At 63.8% G+C, this 18,998-nt stretch carries 17 protein-coding genes and 1 pseudogene; 15 read left to right on the forward strand and 3 right to left on the reverse strand.

Annotated elements, in window-relative coordinates; translation table 11 throughout:
• Nucleotides 1-7 precede the first annotated feature (7 nt).
• The 14 genes from uppS to QZY03_RS08005 all read left to right on the forward strand — a co-directional run bounded on the left by uppS (nucleotide 8) and on the right by QZY03_RS08005 (nucleotide 14,812).
• Nucleotides 8-796, forward strand: coding sequence for a polyprenyl diphosphate synthase (gene uppS / locus QZY03_RS07940; protein ID WP_295579891.1), 789 nt, complete (start codon nucleotides 8-10; stop codon nucleotides 794-796).
• Nucleotides 783-1,634, forward strand: a complete 852-nt coding sequence (locus QZY03_RS07945) for a phosphatidate cytidylyltransferase (protein ID WP_295579893.1) — start codon at nucleotides 783-785, stop codon at nucleotides 1,632-1,634. The genes uppS and QZY03_RS07945 overlap by 14 nt, the downstream gene beginning before the upstream one ends.
• Nucleotides 1,631-2,818, forward strand: a complete 1,188-nt coding sequence (gene ispC, locus QZY03_RS07950; RefSeq protein WP_295579895.1) for a 1-deoxy-D-xylulose-5-phosphate reductoisomerase — start codon at nucleotides 1,631-1,633, stop codon at nucleotides 2,816-2,818. Before QZY03_RS07945 ends, ispC begins: the two co-directional genes overlap by 4 nt.
• 10 nt (nucleotides 2,819-2,828) lie before the next feature.
• The gene (gene rseP, locus QZY03_RS07955; RefSeq protein WP_295579896.1) at nucleotides 2,829-4,175 is read left to right on the forward strand and encodes an RIP metalloprotease RseP; all 1,347 of its coding nucleotides are present in this window, start codon (nucleotides 2,829-2,831) and stop codon (nucleotides 4,173-4,175) included.
• A 140-nt stretch (nucleotides 4,176-4,315) separates the two neighbouring features.
• The gene (bamA, locus tag QZY03_RS07960) at nucleotides 4,316-6,595 is read left to right on the forward strand and encodes an outer membrane protein assembly factor BamA (RefSeq protein WP_295579916.1); all 2,280 of its coding nucleotides are present in this window, start codon (nucleotides 4,316-4,318) and stop codon (nucleotides 6,593-6,595) included.
• A gap of 52 nt (nucleotides 6,596-6,647) precedes the next feature.
• The gene (locus tag QZY03_RS07965; protein WP_295579898.1) at nucleotides 6,648-7,124 is read left to right on the forward strand and encodes an OmpH family outer membrane protein; all 477 of its coding nucleotides are present in this window, start codon (nucleotides 6,648-6,650) and stop codon (nucleotides 7,122-7,124) included.
• Between the two features lie 37 nt (nucleotides 7,125-7,161).
• Complete coding sequence (gene lpxD, locus QZY03_RS07970; protein WP_295579900.1) at nucleotides 7,162-8,217, forward strand: UDP-3-O-(3-hydroxymyristoyl)glucosamine N-acyltransferase; 1,056 nt, start codon at nucleotides 7,162-7,164, stop codon at nucleotides 8,215-8,217.
• Between the two features lie 86 nt (nucleotides 8,218-8,303).
• Nucleotides 8,304-8,744, forward strand: a complete 441-nt coding sequence (fabZ, locus tag QZY03_RS07975) for a 3-hydroxyacyl-ACP dehydratase FabZ (protein WP_295579902.1) — start codon at nucleotides 8,304-8,306, stop codon at nucleotides 8,742-8,744.
• Nucleotides 8,741-9,511, forward strand: coding sequence for an acyl-ACP--UDP-N-acetylglucosamine O-acyltransferase (lpxA, locus tag QZY03_RS07980; protein ID WP_295579903.1), 771 nt, complete (start codon nucleotides 8,741-8,743; stop codon nucleotides 9,509-9,511). The genes fabZ and lpxA overlap by 4 nt, the downstream gene beginning before the upstream one ends.
• Nucleotides 9,511-10,680, forward strand: coding sequence for a lipid-A-disaccharide synthase (gene lpxB / locus QZY03_RS07985; RefSeq protein WP_295579904.1), 1,170 nt, complete (start codon nucleotides 9,511-9,513; stop codon nucleotides 10,678-10,680). The genes lpxA and lpxB overlap by 1 nt, the downstream gene beginning before the upstream one ends.
• Before the next feature lie 205 nt (nucleotides 10,681-10,885).
• Nucleotides 10,886-11,704, forward strand: coding sequence for an exodeoxyribonuclease III (gene xthA / locus QZY03_RS07990; protein WP_295579905.1), 819 nt, complete (start codon nucleotides 10,886-10,888; stop codon nucleotides 11,702-11,704).
• A 12-nt stretch (nucleotides 11,705-11,716) separates the two neighbouring features.
• A complete protein-coding gene (locus QZY03_RS07995) occupies nucleotides 11,717-13,207 on the forward strand; it encodes a VWA domain-containing protein (RefSeq protein ID WP_295579906.1) in 1,491 nt (496 codons plus the stop codon).
• 2 nt (nucleotides 13,208-13,209) lie between these two features.
• A complete protein-coding gene (gene murI, locus QZY03_RS08000; protein ID WP_295579907.1) occupies nucleotides 13,210-14,019 on the forward strand; it encodes a glutamate racemase in 810 nt (269 codons plus the stop codon).
• 214 nt (nucleotides 14,020-14,233) lie between these two features.
• Nucleotides 14,234-14,812, forward strand: coding sequence for a hypothetical protein (locus QZY03_RS08005; RefSeq protein ID WP_295579909.1), 579 nt, complete (start codon nucleotides 14,234-14,236; stop codon nucleotides 14,810-14,812).
• Here the strand turns inward: QZY03_RS08005 and QZY03_RS08010 are convergent.
• Nucleotides 14,809-15,372: a hypothetical protein gene (locus tag QZY03_RS08010; protein WP_295579910.1), complete on the reverse strand. Its 564-nt coding sequence runs from the start codon at nucleotides 15,370-15,372 to the stop codon at nucleotides 14,809-14,811. The genes QZY03_RS08005 and QZY03_RS08010 overlap by 4 nt on opposite strands.
• 84 nt (nucleotides 15,373-15,456) lie before the next feature.
• On the opposite strand from QZY03_RS08010, the gene QZY03_RS08015 reads away from it, so the two are divergent.
• The gene (locus tag QZY03_RS08015; protein ID WP_295579911.1) at nucleotides 15,457-16,455 is read left to right on the forward strand and encodes an SRPBCC family protein; all 999 of its coding nucleotides are present in this window, start codon (nucleotides 15,457-15,459) and stop codon (nucleotides 16,453-16,455) included.
• Nucleotides 16,456-16,611: 156 nt separating this feature from the next.
• Here the strand turns inward: QZY03_RS08015 and QZY03_RS08020 are convergent.
• Nucleotides 16,612-16,899 (reverse strand): annotated as a pseudogene (locus QZY03_RS08020) (DNA polymerase IV); the annotation flags it as partial.
• A 199-nt stretch (nucleotides 16,900-17,098) separates the two neighbouring features.
• Nucleotides 17,099-18,998 (reverse strand): ATP-binding protein (locus QZY03_RS08025; RefSeq protein WP_295579913.1); only part of this gene is annotated, 1,900 nt, incomplete at its 5' end.

Below are 18,998 nucleotides of genomic sequence, written 5' to 3' on the forward strand. Positions count from 1 at the left end.
AGAAGACGTGGATACGGAATCCCCTGCAAACGGGGTACAAGAGGATCAGCGGCGCGTTCCCAAACACGTCGCCATCATCATGGACGGTAACGGACGTTGGGCCAATCAGCGCAACCGTGCCCGCACCTGGGGTCACCGGGAGGGTGTGAAGAGCGTGCGCGCGGTGGTGGAAGAGAGCGTGCAGCGGGGCGTCGGGACCCTGACCCTGTTCGCTTTCAGCAGTGAAAACTGGCGCCGGCCGCCCGCCGAGGTCAGCCTCCTGATGGACCTGTTCCTGAGTACCCTGCGCGGCGAAGTGCGACGCTTGAATGAAAATGGCGTGCGGCTGCGTGTCATCGGGGAGCGGCTGGCCTTCAGCGAGAAACTTCAGCGGCGGATTGCCGACGTGGAAGACCTCACCGCAAACAATGTCAAATTGAACCTCCTGGTGGCGGCCAACTATGGCGGTCGCTGGGATATCACGCAGGCGGCCCGGCGCATCGTCGCCGATGTGCTGGCGGAGCGCCTCGATCCCGCCGCGATCGATGAGCGAGCCGTGGCTGCACGCTTGTCGTTCGCGGACTTGCCGGATCCTGACCTCTTCATCCGCACCGGCGGCGAGAAGCGGCTGAGTAACTTCATCCTGTGGCAATCGGCCTATGCCGAGCTGTATTTTACCGATATCCTGTGGCCGGAATTCGGTGCTGCGGCCTATGGCCAGGCGCTGGATGATTTCGCCCATCGTCAGCGTCGTTTCGGTTTGACCGGAGAGCAGGTCACGGCGCAAGCCGGGGGAGGCGGCGATGATCGGCATTAGCCAGTTGCGTGGCGGCAGCTCACTGCGTCAGCGGACCTGGACGGCGGTGATCCTGGGGCCTGTGGTGATCGGCGCCGTGTTGTGGCTGCCGCCATCCGGGTTTGCCGTCTTTCTCGCTCTGGTCGTCCTGGTCGGCGCCTGGGAATGGGGTGGGCTTGTCGGTCTCGAAACACGGACGGCGCGCGGCGGGTATCTCGGCCTGGTGGCCGTCATCATCGGTGGGCTCTGGTTTGCGCCGGACTGGCGTCCGTGGATCATTGGCCTCGGTGTTGGCTGGTGGGTGATTCAGGTCGTGATCCTGACGCGGATACGCCGGATCGATCCGCGATCGGGTCCGGATGTCGCTGCCGCGTTGGCCGGGCTGCTGGTACTGAGTGCGCCCTGGGGGGCTCTGGTCCAATTGCGGGCCAGCGCAGCGACGGGGCCGTTACTCGTGCTGTTCCTGTTCCTGCTGGTCTGGATTGCGGACTCGGCTGCTTATTTCGTGGGTCGACGCTGGGGGCGGGCGAAACTCGCCCCGGTGTTGAGTCCGGGCAAGACCCTGGCGGGTGTTTATGGTGCCCTGGTGAGCGCCGTCCTGGGCGGTCTCATCCTGAGCTTCCTGTTCTCCGTCAGTGTTCCGGAGATCCTGTTGTGCGCTGTTTTGTGCGCAATAACAGTGGCGATTTCCATTGTGGGCGATCTTTACGAGAGCCTGCTCAAACGCCGCCGCGGCGTGAAAGACTCAGGTCAACTGCTCCCGGGGCATGGGGGTATGCTCGACCGCATCGATAGCTTGACCGCGGCGGCACCCGTGTTCACGCTTGGCATCTCATATTTAGGCTGGGTGCACCCATGATTGGCGTCGCTGTTCTCGGTTCTACTGGTTCCATCGGTCTGAGTACGCTTGATGTGTTGGCACGCCACCCCGAGCGCTTCCGGGTGGTCGCATTGACCGCACATCGTAATGTGGAGCGGCTGGCCGACCAATGTCGCCGCTATCGGCCGCAGGTTGCCGCCATGGCCGACCCCGAGGCGGCCCGTCGGCTGGCGTCGCTGCTCGGCGGCATGGCCGGCGCCCCCGAGATTCTTTCCGGGGTCGATGGGTTGGAGCAGGTCGCGGTCCTGCCGGAGGCCGGGTATGTGATGGCGGCCATCGTCGGTGCCGCCGGTTTGCGGCCGAGTCTGGCGGCGGCTCGTGCGGGTAAGCGGGTGCTGCTGGCGAACAAAGAATCCCTGGTCATGGCCGGCGCCCTGTTTATGGACGCGGTGGCCGACGCCGGGGCGGAACTGCTGCCCATCGACAGCGAACACAATGCGATCTTCCAGTGCCTGCCCGGCGGGTTTCGTGCCGGCTTGGCCAAGGTGGGTGTGGAACAGATCCTGCTGACCGCATCGGGCGGTCCATTCCGCGACTGGCCAACGGACCGGCTGGCTACGGTCACGCCGGCGCAAGCCTGTGCCCATCCGGTCTGGAGTATGGGGCAGAAGATTTCAGTGGACTCGGCGACGCTGATGAACAAGGGGTTGGAGGTCATCGAGGCGTGCTGGCTGTTCGGGACGGGTCCGGAGCGCATCACGGTGGTGGTGCATCCGCAGAGTACGATTCACTCGCTGGTCCAGTACAAAGATGGGTCCGTCCTGGCCGAACTGGGCAACCCCGACATGCGCACGCCCATTGCCCATGCCCTGGCCTGGCCGGAGCGGTTCGACTCCGGAGTTGCCCCATTGGATCTGGTTGCCGTGGGCCGTCTCGACTTTCAGGCGCCGGATCCGGCGCGTTTCCCTTGCCTGCAACTTGCATTCGAAGCCGCGCGGGCCGGCGGTTCCGCTCCGCTGGTGCTCAACGCGGCCAATGAGGTGGCGGTGGCCGCCTTTCTCGACGGTCGGGTCGATTTTCCGGGGATCGCCCGCGTGGTTGCGGAGACACTGCAATCGACCGCCATGCAGTCGGTCGAGGGTCTGGGACTCGAGGCCCTGATCGCGCTCGATCAGCAGGCGCGCGCCACGGCGGAACAAATCATCGTCGACGTGCCTGGTTGACGCGCACGCCATGTCCATGCCGCTGCCACTCGATATCCTCTATTTCCTGATCGCGCTGGCGATCCTGATCAGCGTTCACGAATTTGGTCACTTCTGGGTCGCGCGCCTGGTCGGGGTCAAGGTCCTGTGTTTCTCTATCGGGTTTGGACGCGCACTGCTGCGCTATCAGCGCAACCCGGACACGACCGAGTATGTGCTCGCCGCCATTCCCCTCGGCGGCTACGTCAAGATGCTCGATGAGCGTGAGGAAGAAGTCCCGGCGCACCAGGTTGATCAGGCGTTCAATCGTCAGGTTCTGTGGAAGCGCTTCGCCATTGTCGCGGCCGGGCCTGCGTTCAACTTTTTGTTCGCGATCCTCGCGTACTGGGCCGTGTTCATGGCCGGAGAGTCCGGTCTGCGTGCCGTCGTGGCGTCGGTCGAGCCGGATTCGATTGCGGCTCAGGCCGGTTTTCGGGAAGGCGACGCCCTGGTGCGTGTGGGTGACCGTGACGCGCCGATTTGGGAGCGCGTCGTGTTCGCTCTGATGGTGGAGCAGCGGAGCGGCCAGGACCTGCGCGTGACGGTGCGCGACGCCTCCGGACGGGAACAGGAGCGCTGGATCGACGCGGAGCGTTTGGCGGCTCTGCCGGAAGACGCCAGCGTCCTCGAAGGGCTCGGACTGCGTCCGCAAAAGCCCCGGTTTCCCGCGATTATCGGTAAGCTGATCCGGGGTGAGCCGGCGGCGCAGGCGGGTCTGGCGGTCGGTGACCGCATTCTGAGTGCGGACGGCGACCCGATCAGGGATTGGGATCACTGGGTCGAGACAGTGCAGGCCAGTCCGGGGCAGGCGTTGCGGGTTGCCATCGAGCGGGACGGCGAACCCCTCACGATCGCACTGACTCCCCGCGCGGCCGAAAAGGATGGCGCGACGGTCGGACGCATCGGTGCCGAGGTTCTGGTGGAGCGCGTTCAGGTCCGCTATGGCCCGGTCGAGGCCTTGGTTGCGGCCCTGGTCAAGACCGGCGACCTGAGCTACCTGACCGTGCGCGTGATCGGGCGCATGCTGGTGGGGCAGGCTTCGCTGGAGAATCTCAGCGGGCCGATCACCATCGCCAAGGCCGCGGGTCAGACCGCGACCATCGGATTCGACTCGTTTCTGAAGTTTCTGGCGGTCGTCAGCATCAGTCTTGGGGTCTTGAATTTATTGCCGATTCCGATCCTTGACGGGGGCCACCTGCTGTACTTCGTCATTGAGTGGATCAAGGGCAGCCCGCTCTCCGAGGCCGCTCAGTTGCAGGGCCAGAAGCTTGGAATCGTCATGCTGGCCGCCCTGATGGGGCTGGCCTTTTATCTGGATCTCTCCCGGATCTTTGGTTAGCCGCTGATGATCCCTTATACTACCTGCCTTTAGCCGCCGCTTTGCGCGACGGTCTCTGGCTTGATCGAGGGGAAGTGCCTGTGCGCGTTCTAATTGCTGGCATCGGCGGCGGCACGCGCCGTCCTCTGGTTGCCCTGCTGATGACATGTGCGATGCTGTTTGGCGGCGCCGTGTCCGCGGATCAGTTCCAGATTGCCGATATCCGGATCGAGGGTCTGCAGCGCATCGCCCCAGGGACGGTGTTCAACTATCTCCCGGTACAGGTCGGTGATACCGTCGGGGACGATGTGACCGCGAATATTATCCGCGCCCTTTACCAGACCGGATTTTTTGACGATGTGCGGGTGGAACGTGACGGCCGTGTGTTGGTGCTGACCGTTCAGGAGCGTCCGGCGATCGCTCAGATCGAGTTTGTCGGCAACAAGGATATCGATGAAGCGACCCTGCGTAAGGCCATTGAGGAGATCGGCTTAAAAGAGGGCAGGGTTTTCAACCGCTCTGTGCTCGATCGCATCGAACAGGAACTGGAGCGCCAGTATTTCTCACGCGGCAAATACGGTGTCCTGATCGTCTCCACCGTTTCCCCGCTCGAGCGTAATCGGGTAGCGATACGCATCGACGTGACCGAAGGTCTCACGGCGCGCATCAAGCAGATCAATATCATCGGGAACCAGGCGTTCGACACCAAAAAACTGCTCAAACAGTTCGACCTCGGTGCCACCGGTTGGCATTCATTTTATTCCAAGAACGATCAGTACTCGAAGCAAAAGCTCGCGGGTGATCTGGAGCGGTTGCGTTCCTTTTACCTCGACCGCGGCTATATCAAGTTCGATATCAAGTCGACGCAGGTCTCGATCAGTGCCGATAAGAAAGAGATTTATGTCACGGTCGTGGTCGACGAGGGTAGTCCTTACACGGTAAGCGACATCAAGCTGGCTGGTGAGCCCGCGGTTCCCGTAGAGAAAGTGTTTCCGATGATCCAGTTGCGGCGGGGCGAGCACTTCTCGCGCAAATTGACCACCGAAAGCGCCGAGCGTATCTCCGCTTTGCTCGGCGATGAGGGTTATGCCTTCGCCAACGTCAATCCGGTACCGGAGGTCAACGACGCGACCAAGCAGGTGGTGGTGACCTTTTTCGTGGATCCGGGTAAGCGTGTCTATGTTCGCCGCGTCAACATGAAAGGCAATACCCGCACCCGTGACGAGGTGTTACGGCGCGAACTGCGTCAGTTGGAGAGCGCCTGGTTTTCCGCGGCCCTGGTCAAGGAGTCACGCGAACGCCTCAATCGGCTGGGCTATTTTGACGATGTGACCACCGAGACTCCGCCGGTGCCCGGCACCGCGGATCAGGTCGATGTCAATTTCACGGTCCGCGAGAAGCCCGCGGGCAATCTGATGGCTGGCATCGGCTACTCGCAGTCACAGGGCGTTCTGTTCAACGCGAGCATCAATCAGAACAACTTCCTGGGGACCGGGAAACGGGTGTCGCTGGCGTTCAACACCAGTGACGCCAACACTTTATACCAGTTCAGCTACCAGAATCCGTACTACACGATCGACGGCATCAGCCGCGGTTTCGAGTTGTCTTACCGCGAGACGAACTTCAGTAATCTGATCGGTGCCGATTACGCGACCAATGTCGGTATCGTCGGGATGAACTTCGGGTTGCCGATCTCGGCGACCAGTCGGGCCGGTATGGCGCTGCGCTACCAGTACACCGAGTTCATGGCCGGCTATTCCGTGCTGGCTCAGGATTTCGTTCTGCAGAACGGATCCCAATTCAACGATTTCATTTTCAGCGCGAGCTATGTCAAGGACACGCGCGATAAGGCCGTCTTCCCCAGGAAAGGGAATATCCAGACCGTACGCGGCGAATTCGCGATACCAGGCAGCGATCTGACTTACTACCGAATCGGCTATCAGGGCAACAGTTACATCCCGTTGACTTCCCGCTTCGTCCTTTCCTTGAGTGCGGATCTTGGCTACGGCGACGGTTACGGCGACCTGGATTATCTACCGTTCTGGGAAAACTACTACGCCGGTGGTCCGCGCTCGGTGCGTGGTTATGTCGCCAACTCACTGGGACCGCGCGAGACGCTCCTGACGGATGATCCGGTGGGTGGCAATGTCAAAGTGGTTGGCAGCATTGAGCTGATGGCGGCGCCGCCACTGGGTGGAGAGATCGAGAAGACGGTGCGCGTGGGATTGTTTTTTGACGTGGGTAACGTCTGGGTCACTCAGGACACCCCCCTGGTCGCGCCGACCGGCTTCAATTTCGGTGAAGTGAGGTACTCAACCGGTATCGCCGCCAGTTGGTTATCACCGGTCGGGGCCTTGACCCTCAGCATGGGCTGGCCGCTGAATTCGAAGCCGGAGGATGAGACCCAGATCTTCCAGTTCGGCATCGGCCAGACCTTCTGAGTCCCGAGCACCGAACGTGAAGTGCTCGCAAGTCGGAGTCATCGTTCTGACCTTGGTGTCGGCGCCGTGGGTCGGTGCGGATCAATACAAGATCGGCGTTGTCGATCCGAACCGGGTGGTGGAACTCTCACCGCAATACGAGGCGGCGGGCAAGGCGCTGCAGGTTGAGGTTGAAGAGCGTGAGCGCAACCTGCGTCAGCAGCAGGAGCAGATCACGATTCTGCAGCGCAAGCTTGAGCGTGATTCCGCGCTGATGAGCGAGAGCGAGATGCAGCGGCTGCAAAACGACATTCGCAGCCGCACGCGCAAGCTCAAGTACGCACAGGATGAGTTTCAGGAAGACGTCGCCTTGCGTCAGAATGAGTTGCGCACCAAACTGGCAAAGCAAGTCCGTGAGGTGGTGGTAGAACTCGCTAAAGAACAAGGGATCGACCTGGTGATTACCGAGGGTCTGGTGTACTACAGCCCGCGTATGGATATTTCGGACCTGGTCATCGAGCGGCTGAAACGGGATTCAGGCAGCAAGTGAGCCGGAGCGAGTGGATGTCGTGACAGGAGATGCTGGCGTGACGGCAGATGGAATTCTTCTTGAAGAACTCGCGGGTCGGCTGGGTGAACCTTATCGAGGCGACCCGCGCAGCCGCGTGTCACGCGTCGCCGATTTGGTGAGCGCGGGGTCCGACTGCCTTAGTTTCCTGGGCGATCGGAAGTATCGTCATCATCTCGCGGAGACCCGCGCCGGGGTCGTGATCCTGACCGAAGCGGATGCCGATGCGGCCGTCGTGCCCGTCGTCATCAGCCGCAATCCCTACTTGAGTTTTGCGCGGGCCGCGCAATTGCTGTTTCCGGAGCAGCCGGTAATCGGCGGTGTTCATGCGTCCGCCGTCGTCGATGCGACCGCCCGGATCGATTGCAGTGCCTGGATCGGACCCACCTCGGTGATTGAAGCGGGGGCCCGGATCGGGCCGCGGGTGTTCATCGGCCCCGGCTGTATCATCGGCGAGGGCGTGGAGATCGACGCGGATAGCCGTTTGGTGGCACGCGTGACTCTGTGTCATGGCACACGGGTCGGCAAGCGTGCCTTGTTGTATCCGGGAGCCGTGATCGGCCGTGCCGGTTTTGGTTTTGCGAAGGATGGAGAGCGGTGGGTGCGCATCCCGCAGGTTGGGCGGGCGGTACTCGGTGACGATGTGGAGATCGGCGCCAATACCACGGTGGACCGCGGCGCCATCGGTGACACCCGCATCGGTGACGGGGTCAAGTTAGATAATCATATTCAGATCGGTCATAACGTGCAGGTCGGTGAGCATACCGCCATGGCGGCGATGACCGGGATCTCGGGGTCGACCCTGATCGGCCGCAACTGCACGATCGCGGGGGCCGTCGGCATGGCCGGGCATCTCGTGATCGGCGATCAGGTCCACTTTACCGGCCAGGCGATGGTCACCCGCTCGTTTCCGGACGCGGGGTCTTACAGTAGTGGAATACCAGCCATGCCCAGCGCGGAATGGCGGCGTAACGTGGCGCGGTTCAGGCACCTTGATGAGTTGTCGCGCCGACTTAAGCAACTCGAAGCGCGCGTGGCACTGTTGAGCGCCGCGCCCGGGCAGGAGGAAGACTGATGCAGGCATTTGAGCCTAATCCAACGGACGCGGGGCCAATGGTCGGGGGCGCGCAACCCGCTGTGATCACCCCTGAGCGGATCACCATGGATATTCATAAGGTGCTGAGCGTGCTGCCGCATCGGTATCCTTTTTTGCTGGTCGATCGGGTGGTGGATTTCAAGCGCGATGACTATCTGGTCGCGCTCAAGAATGTGTCCTACAACGAACCCTATTTTGTCGGGCACTTCCCGGTGCGTCCGGTGATGCCGGGGGTGCTGATCATCGAGGCGCTGGCCCAGGCAACGGGTTTGCTGGCCATGGCCTCGCGCCCGGAAGAGGTGGGCGAGAAAGCGCTGTATTACTTCGTCGGTATCGATAAGGCGCGTTTCAAGCGCCCGGTGGAGCCGGGTGATCAGTTGTTCCTGACCGTGAAGTTATTGGCGGTGCGTCGCGGCATCTGGAAGTTCGACGGCGAGGCGCGCGTGGATGACCGGATCGTCGCCTCGGCGGAGATCATGTGCACGGCGCGGGACTTCACCGCTTGATTCACCCGAGTGCCATCATCGATCCGGGCGCCCTGCTGGCGCCTGGGGTGGAGGTTGGTCCGTTCACGGTGATCGGACCAGGCGTGGAGGTTGGCGCCGGCACACGTATTGGACCCCATGCGGTCATTCGCGGTCCCACGCGGATCGGGCGGGACAATCGGATCTTCCAGTTCGCGTCCGTCGGGGAAGACCCGCAGGACATGAAATACGGCGGCGAGGAGACCCGGCTCGAGATCGGTGATCGCAACCAGATTCGCGAGTGCGCCACCCTGCACCGCGGCACCGTCCAGGATCAGGGGGTCACCCGCATTGGGAACGACAACCTGTTCATGGCCTACACCCATGTCGCCCACGATTGCCGGATCGGCAACCATGTGATCATGGCGAATGCGGCTTCTCTGGGCGGGCATGTGGAGGTCCAGGACTGGGCCATTTTGGGCGGCTTTACCATCGTCCACCAGTTCTGCCGCCTGGGCGCTCATTGTTTCTGCGCCATGGGATCGGCCCTGAGCAAAGATGTGCCTCCTTATGTCACTGTCGCTGGTCAGCCTGCGGCCCCTCACGGGATCAACGCCGAGGGTTTGCGCCGCCGCGGCTTTACGCCGGAGGCGATCACGGTGATCAAACGTGCCTATCGGGCACTCTACATGGGTGGCCTCAAGCTGGATGAGGCCCTGGAGCGTCTGCGGGTTCTGGCGCAGACCAGCCCGGAGATCGCTCCCCTGGCGGCCTTCGTGGCGGATAGCAGCCGCAGCATTGTGCGCTGATGGCCGAGGTTCCCGCGCTGCGCGTCGGTATCGTTGCCAACGAGGTTTCGGGGGACATCCTGGGTGCCGCCGTGATTGCCGAACTCGCGCGGTTGGCGCCGGGGGTTCGCTGTATCGGGGTGGCCGGACCGCGGATGCTCGATGCGGGCTGCGCGACCCTGTTCCCGATGGAGCGGTTATCGGTCATGGGTTTGACCGAAGTGATCGGCCATTTGCGCGAACTGCTCGGATTGCGGCGTGAACTCCTGAGGTTTTTCCTCAAAGACCAGCCGGATGTCTTCATCGGCGTCGATGCGCCTGATTTCAATCTGGGTCTCGAGCGGCGTCTGCGGGCGGCCGGGATTCGCACCGTCCATGTCGTGAGCCCAACGGTCTGGGCCTGGCGTCCGGGTCGGGTGAAAGGCATTCGGCGCGCGGTCGATCTGATGCTCTGCGTCTTTCCGTTCGAGGAATCCTTTCTGCGTGCGCATGGGGTGCCGGCCCGCTATGTCGGCCACCCGCTGGCCGATCAGATTCCCCTGGTGGTCGACCAATCGGCCGCCCGCCGCGTGCTGGGCCTGCCCGCAACCGGGCCACTGATTGCCGTGCTGCCGGGTAGTCGGCTCGGTGAGATGGAGCGTCTCGCGGTGCCCTTCATCGAGACCGCGCTGCGTTGCCTGGACGCACGGCCGGAGTTGCGTTTCGTGGTGCCCTTGGTCAACGCGCGGCTGCGCGCGCATTTCAGCGCGGTCCTCGAACGCCTGGCCCCCAACTTGCCCGTCACGCTGGTGGATGGGCGCTCGCGCGAGGTCATTGCCGCGGCGGACTGTGTGCTCACGGCCTCCGGCACCGCGACCCTGGAGACACTCCTGCTCAAGCGCCCGATGGTGGTCGGCTATCGGGTCCATCCCTTCACCTATCATTTGGTGACGCAGTTACGTCTGGTGAAAGTCCCCTACGCGGCCATGGCCAACCTGCTCGCGGGGCGCGAACTGGCACCCGAGTTTCTTCAGGATCGATGCCGGGCGGACCTGATGGCGCCGGCACTGCTGGACTTGCTGGATGACCCGGCGCGGGTCTCGGTGATCACTGCCGAGTATGCCCGCATCCACGCGGGACTGCGTCACGACGCGGCCCGGAAGGCGGCACTGGCGGTACTCGAATTGATCGGGCGGAGCGCGGCCGGCTGAAGGTCGAAGCTTACCGTGAAAGTCGCGCAGCGACCCTGTGGGAGCGGCGTCCCGCCGCGACGGGCCGGGCGCGTCGTTGCAGGCTTAGCGGTCACCGCCGCACCGCATAGCGGCGGGACGCCGCTCCCACGGGGGGCGTTTCTCTTCAGCGGTGCCTGATGTTCCTTCCATTGCACGATTCCTTTCGCCGTCCGGAGACCCCGACGTGTTCAAACTCTGCTCATTCAACATCAATGGAATCCGGGCCCGGCCGCATCAGTTGGAGGCGCTCAAGACGCGGCTCGCCCCGGATGTGCTGGGCCTTCAGGAGTGCAAGGTTGCGGATGCCGAGTTTCCACTGGCGATGGTGGAGGGGATGGGATATCGCACCCGTTTTCATGGGCAGAAGGGGCATTATGGCGTCGCCCTGCTGAGCCGGGACGAGCCGCTGGCGATCGTCAAGGGATTTCCGGGCGATAACGAGGACGCCCAACGGCGCGCGATCACCGGCCGTTACGCGTTGGCGGATGGCGGCGAAGTCGCCGTCATCAATGGGTACTTCCCGCAGGGCGAGAGTCGCGATCACCCGGTCAAGTTTCCCGGCAAGGCGCGCTTCTATCACGCGTTAGCCGAGTATTTGCGAGAGTGTTTTACACCTGATCAGCAGGTCGTGGTGATGGGCGATATGAATGTGGCGCCTTTGGATCTCGACATCGGCATCGGCGCGGACAACGCCAAACGCTGGCTCAGGGAAGGCAAGTGCAGCTTTCTGCCCGAGGAGCGGGAATGGCTCAAGGTCCTCACCGACTGGGGTCTGCACGACGCCTTTCGCGTCATGCATCCGGCGGCGGATGACCGATTCAGTTGGTTCGATTATCGTTCCAAAGGCTTCGAACGGGATCCCCGGCGCGGCCTGCGCATCGACCTGATCCTGGTCACCGCCCCGCTGAAAGAGCGTCTGCTCGAGGTTGGCATCGACTATGAACTCCGCGCCATGGACCGGCCCTCTGATCATTGTCCGGTGTGGGCGAGTTTCGATATCTAAGACGCGCGATCAGTGAGTGATGACAAGACCATCGGCGAAGAACTGAGCCAGGAAGAGTTCCTGGCGCGCGTGCGCACCGCCCGGATGAGTGACGTCTTGCGCGCACTGCCCGATGCGGAAATCCCCGACTGGGTGATCGACTTGCTGGCCATTTATGACCACCAGGGCAGTCAGGGTGGCATCCGCGCCCTGCGGCGGGTGGCGGACGATGCACTAACCCGGCGGGCCGGTCGCGACGGCCAGCGGTTCGCGGATCTGGCCCAGGTGCTGGACGCCTTCACCACCGGCTTGGCCGGCCGCCGATTGCGGCTGGCGGTCGGGGACACGGCCTACACCGACACCGAGACGCTGTTCGTCCCGGCCGCTATCACCCGCTTTGCGAGCCGCGCCGAGAACTTCCGGCTCTATAAATGCCTGATCGCTTTTCTCTGGGCCCAGAACTGGTTCGGTACCTGGCGCGAACCCGCGCTGGGCCAGTTGGCGCCCTACGCCGACCGGCAGCGCGCGCTGGCCTTGTTCGCTGCGCTGGAGGGGTTGCGGCTCGACGCGCGGATCAGGGCTGAACTGCCCGGTCTGGCGCGCGACATGGACCGATTGGGCGCCCGCCCGCCGCTCCCGCCCGACTGGCAGGATGCCGCCGCGTGTTTGCGCGCGGCGGACGCGGACGCGGCCCACTCCTGGACACTGACGGCCGAACTGTATCGGGCCGGCATCGCGCCGCTCGAACCCTTGTGCTACCAGGGCGAACTGCAGCCGGAGCGCGTCGCCGAGGTGGTGGCCGCACGCAGCGCCCGTGAACGGGATCAGTTCGTCGCCGCCCTGGCGGTTATCGCCGCTGAACTGGCGAACCGGCCGGGCGTCGCCGCGGGCGAACCGCCGCGCTTCCATCTGGAGCGGGAGCAAACCGACCGCCTGTTTCAGCGTCGCCGCAAGCTGGACCGCAACGTGGCCGTCCTGTTTATGGTGGATATGAGCGGCTCCACCAAGGGTTGGATCAACGAGGTGTGCCGCGAGTCGCTGGTGTTGCTCTGTGAAGCCTTGGAACTGCTGGGCGACCGCTACGCGATCTACGGCTTTTCCGGTTATACCCACATGCGCTGCGAGGCGTTTCCGGTGAAAACCTTTGCCGAACCGTACGACACGGCGGTCCAGGACCGGATCAGCGGCATCCGGCCCCAGGACTACACGCGCATGGGCGTGACCATTCGTCACCTGACGCGCAAGCTCCTGGCGGTCGATGCGCGTACCCGCGTCCTGCTGACGATCTCCGACGGGCGCCCGGACGACGAGGACGGTTACCGGGGGGATTACGGGATCGCGGACACCCGCCAGGCCATCCTGGAGGCGCGCAGTCAGGGTGTTCACCCCTTCTGCATCACGGTCGATGATCAGGCCCAGGACTATCTGCCCCATATGTTCGGGCCGGCCGGCTACACCCTGGTCGAGAAAGTCGCCAAGCTGCCCTACCGGGTCGCGGACATCTACCGGCGGATGACCGGCTGACCATGACCCCTGATCAGCCCATCGGGGTGTTCGATTCCGGCGTCGGCGGACTCACCGTCCTCAAGGAGATCCGCCGCGAACTGCCTGCCGAAAATCTGCTGTACATCGCCGACTCCGGATACGCGCCCTATGGCGACAAGCCCTTGGAGGTGATCGAGGCGCGCGCCCTGGTGCTCACCGAGTTCCTGATCGCGCGCGGTGCCAAGGCCGTCGTGGTGGCCTGTAACACCGCCACCGGCGCGGCGGCGCGCTTGCTGCGCGCCCGCTATCCGGTGCCCATCATCGCGATGGAACCGGCGGTCAAGCCGGCCTTGGGGTTGACCCGCAGCGGGATCATCGGGGTGCTGGCGACCCGCGCGACCCTGGCGAGCCCGAGGTTCAGCCTGCTCCTGGAGCGTCTTGGTCCTGGGGCCCAGTTCCTGCTGCAACCCTGTCCCGGTCTGGTGGAGCGGGTCGAGGCGGGCGACCTGGACAGTGAGACCATCCGCGCTCTGCTGGCGGACTACCTCAACCCGCTGCTCGCGCGGGGGGCGGACACCGTCGTCCTGGGCTGCACCCATTACCCCTATCTCACCCCCGTCATCCAGGATCTTGCCGGTCCCGCGGTGACCGTGCTGGACTCGGGCGCCGCGGTCGCCCGCCAGGTCAGACATCGATTGGAGTCGGTCGGTTTATTGGCCGACCCGGGCCGGAGCGGAGCGGAACGCTTCTGGACCAGCGGTTGCCCGGTGGCCGGCCATGGGCTCGTGACGCGGCTCTGGTGTGGGCCGGTGACCTTGCAATCGCTGCCGGCTGGATCGTCTGTCGGGTGACCGCGCGGCCCCTTGCAAAGGGTAACTTCTCAATAAGTCACGGCAAGCCCACGGGCTACCCTTGGAGAAACATAGACTTGCGGAGCCGCATCGGCTGTTTGCCGCGGGTTATTGAGAAGTTACTGCAAAGGTTCCCAAGACATTGGTTTCGTGCAATCCGGCCGCTGATGACGAACCGCCGACGACGCGTTTCGGGCTGATCGGTTATCCTGTCATGATCGCAACCAGAGAGATGGGGACCATGGGCAGACGCTTGGGCCTGACGACTGTCGCGATCCTGTTGGGTCTTGGTCTGGCGCTGAGCGGCCTCAGCGCCGCCGCGGACCCCTGCCTGAAGCTGGTCTTCGGGCGCTATTGTCTTGGCGGCGACGTCAATCCACTCCTACAGACGGCGCCGGCGCCTTTGACTCAGGAGGTCGCGGGCAAAAGCCTGGCGCTGGTGTTCGCCGAGGATGTGGACCAAGTCTTTGTGCTGGCCTATGGCGGGCGCATTTATAAGGTCTTGCGCTCCTATCGGGTCGCCACCCAATTGCGGTTCGACGAAATCCAAAGCCTGTTGGTGGAGAAATACGGCCAGGCCGAGGATCAAAGCCGCTTTCCCGACTACGCCTCCACGCCCGGTCGCCGTCTCATCGCGATCCGCCGCGGCGAGGGTGGCGCGCGGCAGGTCTGGCGGCCGGCGGCGACCTGGCGCATCGAGTTGACCTGGACCCGTGAACTGGGTCTGTCGCTCGCCTACATCGCCGACGCGATCGAGGCCGAGCGCGCAGCGCAGGTGGGACGAGGGCTTTAGGCGGGTGGCTGAAGCCCTGTCGCCAGCGCTGCCTGCAAGTCGTGTGGCAGGGAGGCCACGCCTTTGAGTACACCTGGTCCGCCATTTCGCCATTCGACAGTGAATCGCCTTGGCGCCGTCTTGGCGGCCTCGTACTCCGAAATATCGAGAACGACTTCGGTGCCGCCTTCGACCAGTGCCGGCGAGCCTCCAATCCTGACTGTCGGGCCAAGCTCTCGTATCGCGATCAGTACGACTTTCTCCTGGCCCGTTGTCGCCTGCGCAACTGCAGTTTGAATGCGATCTATGGAATCCTGGTGAAGGCGCTGAACTGATGCGGACTTGAAACATCCTGATTTCTCGAAAAACGCGTTGATCCCATCGGCGGCTGCGGCCTCTCTGGCGAGAACATCCTTCTGATCCGCTCGCCACTGTGTCGTCCAAAAGACAACGGCCTTCGTCGATTTTCCACAGACTGGCGCTTGGGGCGCAGGATTGAGCTGCGCCGTGGTGGTTGAGGCACATCCGCCGAGAGCGAGAAGCATCGCGGCGGATGCGCATTGCAGTAATCGCAGCATCATAGTGAGTTCCGTGTCGGTCCCTATGTCGGTCGCATTATCGTCCTGGTTCGGTCCAAGAACACCCAGCCCCTGCGGAGAACGCTCATGCCAACCTTTCTGCTCATCCTTGCCATTGTACTCGCCGGTGCACTCCTGTACCTCAGCCGACTGCCGAGGGACTACGAGGTCCGGCGCAGTCTTTTCATGCGCACCGACCGCCAGACCGTCTTCGATCGGGTGCGCGACTTCTCCAGTTGGGGCGACTGGAGCCCTTGGCTGCTCCACGAGCCGGAGGCCAAGCGTCACTTCAGCACCGCGGCAGATCAGCCGGACGGCTACTACACCTGGGATGGCCACACGATCGGCGCCGGCCGCCTGACCCATGTCCGCTTCGATCAGCCGGAACGCATCGAGCAGCGGCTGGAGATGCAGCGCCCCTTCAAGTCAGACTCGGATGTCTGGTGGGAATTCGCCGAGGCGGACGGCGGGACCGAGGTCGCCTGGTGCCTGCGTGGCCGCATGCCCTTTCTGCTGCGCCCCATGATCCCCATGGTCCGCGAGATGATCGGGAAGGACTACGAACTTGGTCTGGCGCGGCTGCGCGGCCGCATCGATCCGGACGCTGGCGGACCCGAGCTCTGCTTCGAAGGCGAGACGACCCTGGAGCCGCACAGCGCGCTGGTCATCCCTTTCAGCGGCGGCATCGACGCGATGATACAGGCGATGGAAGACGGCTTTCCCAGGCTCGCCGCCCATCTCGCGTCGCTCGGTGTCGCGCCCAGTGGTCCGCCCTTCAGCGCCTACCACAAGGTCGACATCAAGAAAAAAACCTTTAGGTGCGACATCGTGTTACCGGCGCCTGCCGGAATCGACCCCGGCCCCTTCGACCGCAAGGACTTCAGCGGCGGTCGGCACTACCGGGTGACCCTCACCGGCAGCTATGACTTCCTGGAACTCGCCTGGTATGCCGCCATCGCCCATGCCCGCATGCTCAAACTCAAGCTCGACAAACACCGCCCCATGCTGGAAGTCTACGAGAACGATCCGGCCGGCGTCGCCAACCCCAGGGAGTTGCGCACGGCCCTCTATCTCCCATTGCGCTGAGGCGCTGAGGGTTTTGATCATGGTGGCCGCAAGGAAACTGGAGGCCGAGGCGCTTTACCGTGAACGTGCGTAGTCAGGCCATCCTGGCCTGACGGCGTCGGGACTGGAACAGTCAGGGCGGATGCTCTGAGCAATCCGTTCAGCGTGCTTTTGGTGCCGATACAGCATCCGAATCTGGCGGGCGACCTCCAGATAATGCGCCATGCGTGGGCGCAGATAGACCGCGTCCGGACAGCGGCGGTGGGCCTCATGGATCGGCATGGCTGAGTGGATGCCGAAGCGGCGCGCCTCGTAGGAGCAGGTGGCCACCACCCCGCGTCCGCCGGGCTGGGCGCCAACCACGACCGGCAAGCCGCGCAAGGCCGGGTGATCGCGCTGCTCCACCGCGGCGTAGCAGGCGTCCAAGTCCAGGTGCATGATCCAGCGGGCGGGTCCGGTGCTCATGGTCCTGGCGCTCGACAAGGGAAACGGACTCCGCGGGCCGCACGGGCACCGGTCCGCCCGGGCCGACCGTGACGCGCCGGCCGGCGGGAATCAGTCTGCGCCAGCATCATCAAGCAGTTCGCACAAAGCCACGTTTTTGGATGGAATCGGCCCGGGCAGGCTGGACGTGCTGCAGTTGGCGCTGTTGAATCACCATGACCTATTCATCGCAAAGTCCCCTTTCACTTCCTCGGTCCAATGCCGCCATTCCCAGACGCTCCGCCACCTCCACCAGCGTTGTCCCGGCCGCGGCAAAATCCAGCCGGTCAAGCTGCTGCTCCAGGCGAGCCATCGCCGCCGACCACGCTCCGGCGCCCAGCCGCACCCTTAGTTCGGCGAAGCAGGCTTCGGCCTTCATGTCGTGCCGACGCAGCAATTCGGCCAGTTCGCAGACTTGAGGTTCCAACAGCACGCAGTCCGGGGGGCCGAGGTCAACCGGGAGCGGCGACGCGGGCGGCAATCGTTCCAGTCCGGCCTGCACCGGCGCGAGGGCCGTGGCCAGCGTCTCCAGGCAGCGTTCGATCGCGTGGCTCTCCTCGCCCCGCTTCAGCGCCTGTTCCAGCGCTTCGGCGGCGGCGGCGACCTTGCTCATCGACAGGTTACCCGCCACTCCGCGCAGCATGTGGACCCTTTGGCGCGCTTGCTGTAGATCGCCCGCCGACAGGGCGACCTGTATGGATTCAGCCGTTCCTGACCACTCCTGACCGAAGTTCCGCAGCATTTTCAGGAGCAGTTCCCGGTTGCCCGAGAGTCGACCGAGGGCCGCCGACAGGTCTACCCCGGGAAGCGCAGCGGGGAGATCAGTGGCCGTCGCGGTCTCGTTCGGAGGCTCTCCCTTCTCGCCCCGCAGGGGAAGCCAGCGGGCGAGCACCGTCAGGAGGGTCGGCGGATCAATGGGCTTGGCCACGTGGTCATTCATCCCAGAGGCCAGACAGTGTTGACGCTCGTCCGCCAGGGCATGAGCGGTCATGGCGATGATCGGCAGGTCCGTAAGCCCCAACTCCTCCCGGATGATCCGGGTGGCCTCGAAGCCATCCATCTCCGGCATCTGCAGGTCCATGAGGACCAGGGTGCAGCGGGTGGGATCGGCGCGGAGCAGCTCCACGGCCGCGCGCCCGTTGCGGGCGACCTCCACGACCAGGCCGAAGCCCTCCAGAATTTCCCGCGCCACCATTTGATTGATGTCGTTGTCTTCCGCCAGCAACGCCCGCGCTCCAACCACGGTGGACGGCGCCGGTAAGGCGGCGACTTCAGCGGCCGGCATGACCTCCTGCTCCGCCTCGGGGGCGGACGGATCCACGGTGAACGGCAGGATAAAAGTAAAGGTACTCCCCACACCGGGAGCACTCTCGACGCGAATGTCACCCCCCATGAGGTCCGCCAGCTTCTTGCTGATGGCCAGCCCCAGTCCGGTACCGCCGTAGCGGCGCGTCGTCGAGCCATCGGCCTGGGAAAATACCTCGAACAGTCGGGCCTGCTGTGCCGGCAGGATGCCGATGCCGGTGTCCCGCACCGCGAAGCCGAGCCGGATCTGAGCGCCGGCCCGGGCCTCGGGTGACACGGAGACGACCACTTCGCCCTGAGCCGTGAACTTGACGGCGTTGTTGACCAGATTGAGAAGAATCTGCCCCAGGCGGAGGGGATCCCCCAGCAGGCGGCGCGGCGTGGCCGGGTCCAGGTGGAAGCAGAATTTGAGCCCCTTTTCCTCGGCCTTCAGGCTGGTCATGGTGGCGATGCGGTCCAGAACCTGTTCCAGGCTGAAGGGGATCTGCTCCAGTTCCAGCCGGTCCGCCTCGATCTTGGACAGGTCGAGGATATCGTTGATGAGTCCCAGCAGGGCCTGGCCCGAACTCTGGATCTTGTGGAGATAATCCTGTTGTTTCGGCGTCAGGTCGGTCTGGAGGGCCAGGTGCGTCAGACCGATGACCGCGTTCATGGGGGTGCGGATCTCGTGGCTCATGTTGGCCAGGAATTCACTCTTGGCGCGGTTGGCCGCCTGCGCCGCGTCCCTGGACTGGGCCAGTTCTTCCTCGATCTGTTTGCGTTCCGTGATGTCGGTA

Origin of the sequence: uncultured Lamprocystis sp. (assembly GCF_903933125.1) — a bacterium.
Taxonomy (GTDB): domain Bacteria; phylum Pseudomonadota; class Gammaproteobacteria; order Chromatiales; family Chromatiaceae; genus Thiodictyon.

Bases quoted from the DNA above. Each gene is read 5' to 3' on its own strand.
- QZY03_RS08010 (WP_295579910.1), bottom strand. From the start codon at position 15,372: ATGATGCTGCGATTACTGCAATGCGCATCCGCCGCGATGCTTCTCGCT.
- bamA (WP_295579916.1), top strand. From the start codon at position 4,316: ATGACATGTGCGATGCTGTTTGGCGGCGCCGTGTCCGCGGATCAGTTC.
- fabZ (WP_295579902.1), top strand. From the start codon at position 8,304: ATGGATATTCATAAGGTGCTGAGCGTGCTGCCGCATCGGTATCCTTTT.
- QZY03_RS08015 (WP_295579911.1), top strand. From the start codon at position 15,457: ATGCCAACCTTTCTGCTCATCCTTGCCATTGTACTCGCCGGTGCACTC.
- rseP (WP_295579896.1), top strand. From the start codon at position 2,829: ATGTCCATGCCGCTGCCACTCGATATCCTCTATTTCCTGATCGCGCTG.
- QZY03_RS08005 (WP_295579909.1), top strand. From the start codon at position 14,234: ATGATCGCAACCAGAGAGATGGGGACCATGGGCAGACGCTTGGGCCTG.
- QZY03_RS07945 (WP_295579893.1), top strand. From the start codon at position 783: ATGATCGGCATTAGCCAGTTGCGTGGCGGCAGCTCACTGCGTCAGCGG.
- lpxB (WP_295579904.1), top strand. From the start codon at position 9,511: ATGGCCGAGGTTCCCGCGCTGCGCGTCGGTATCGTTGCCAACGAGGTT.
- ispC (WP_295579895.1), top strand. From the start codon at position 1,631: ATGATTGGCGTCGCTGTTCTCGGTTCTACTGGTTCCATCGGTCTGAGT.
- murI (WP_295579907.1), top strand. From the start codon at position 13,210: ATGACCCCTGATCAGCCCATCGGGGTGTTCGATTCCGGCGTCGGCGGA.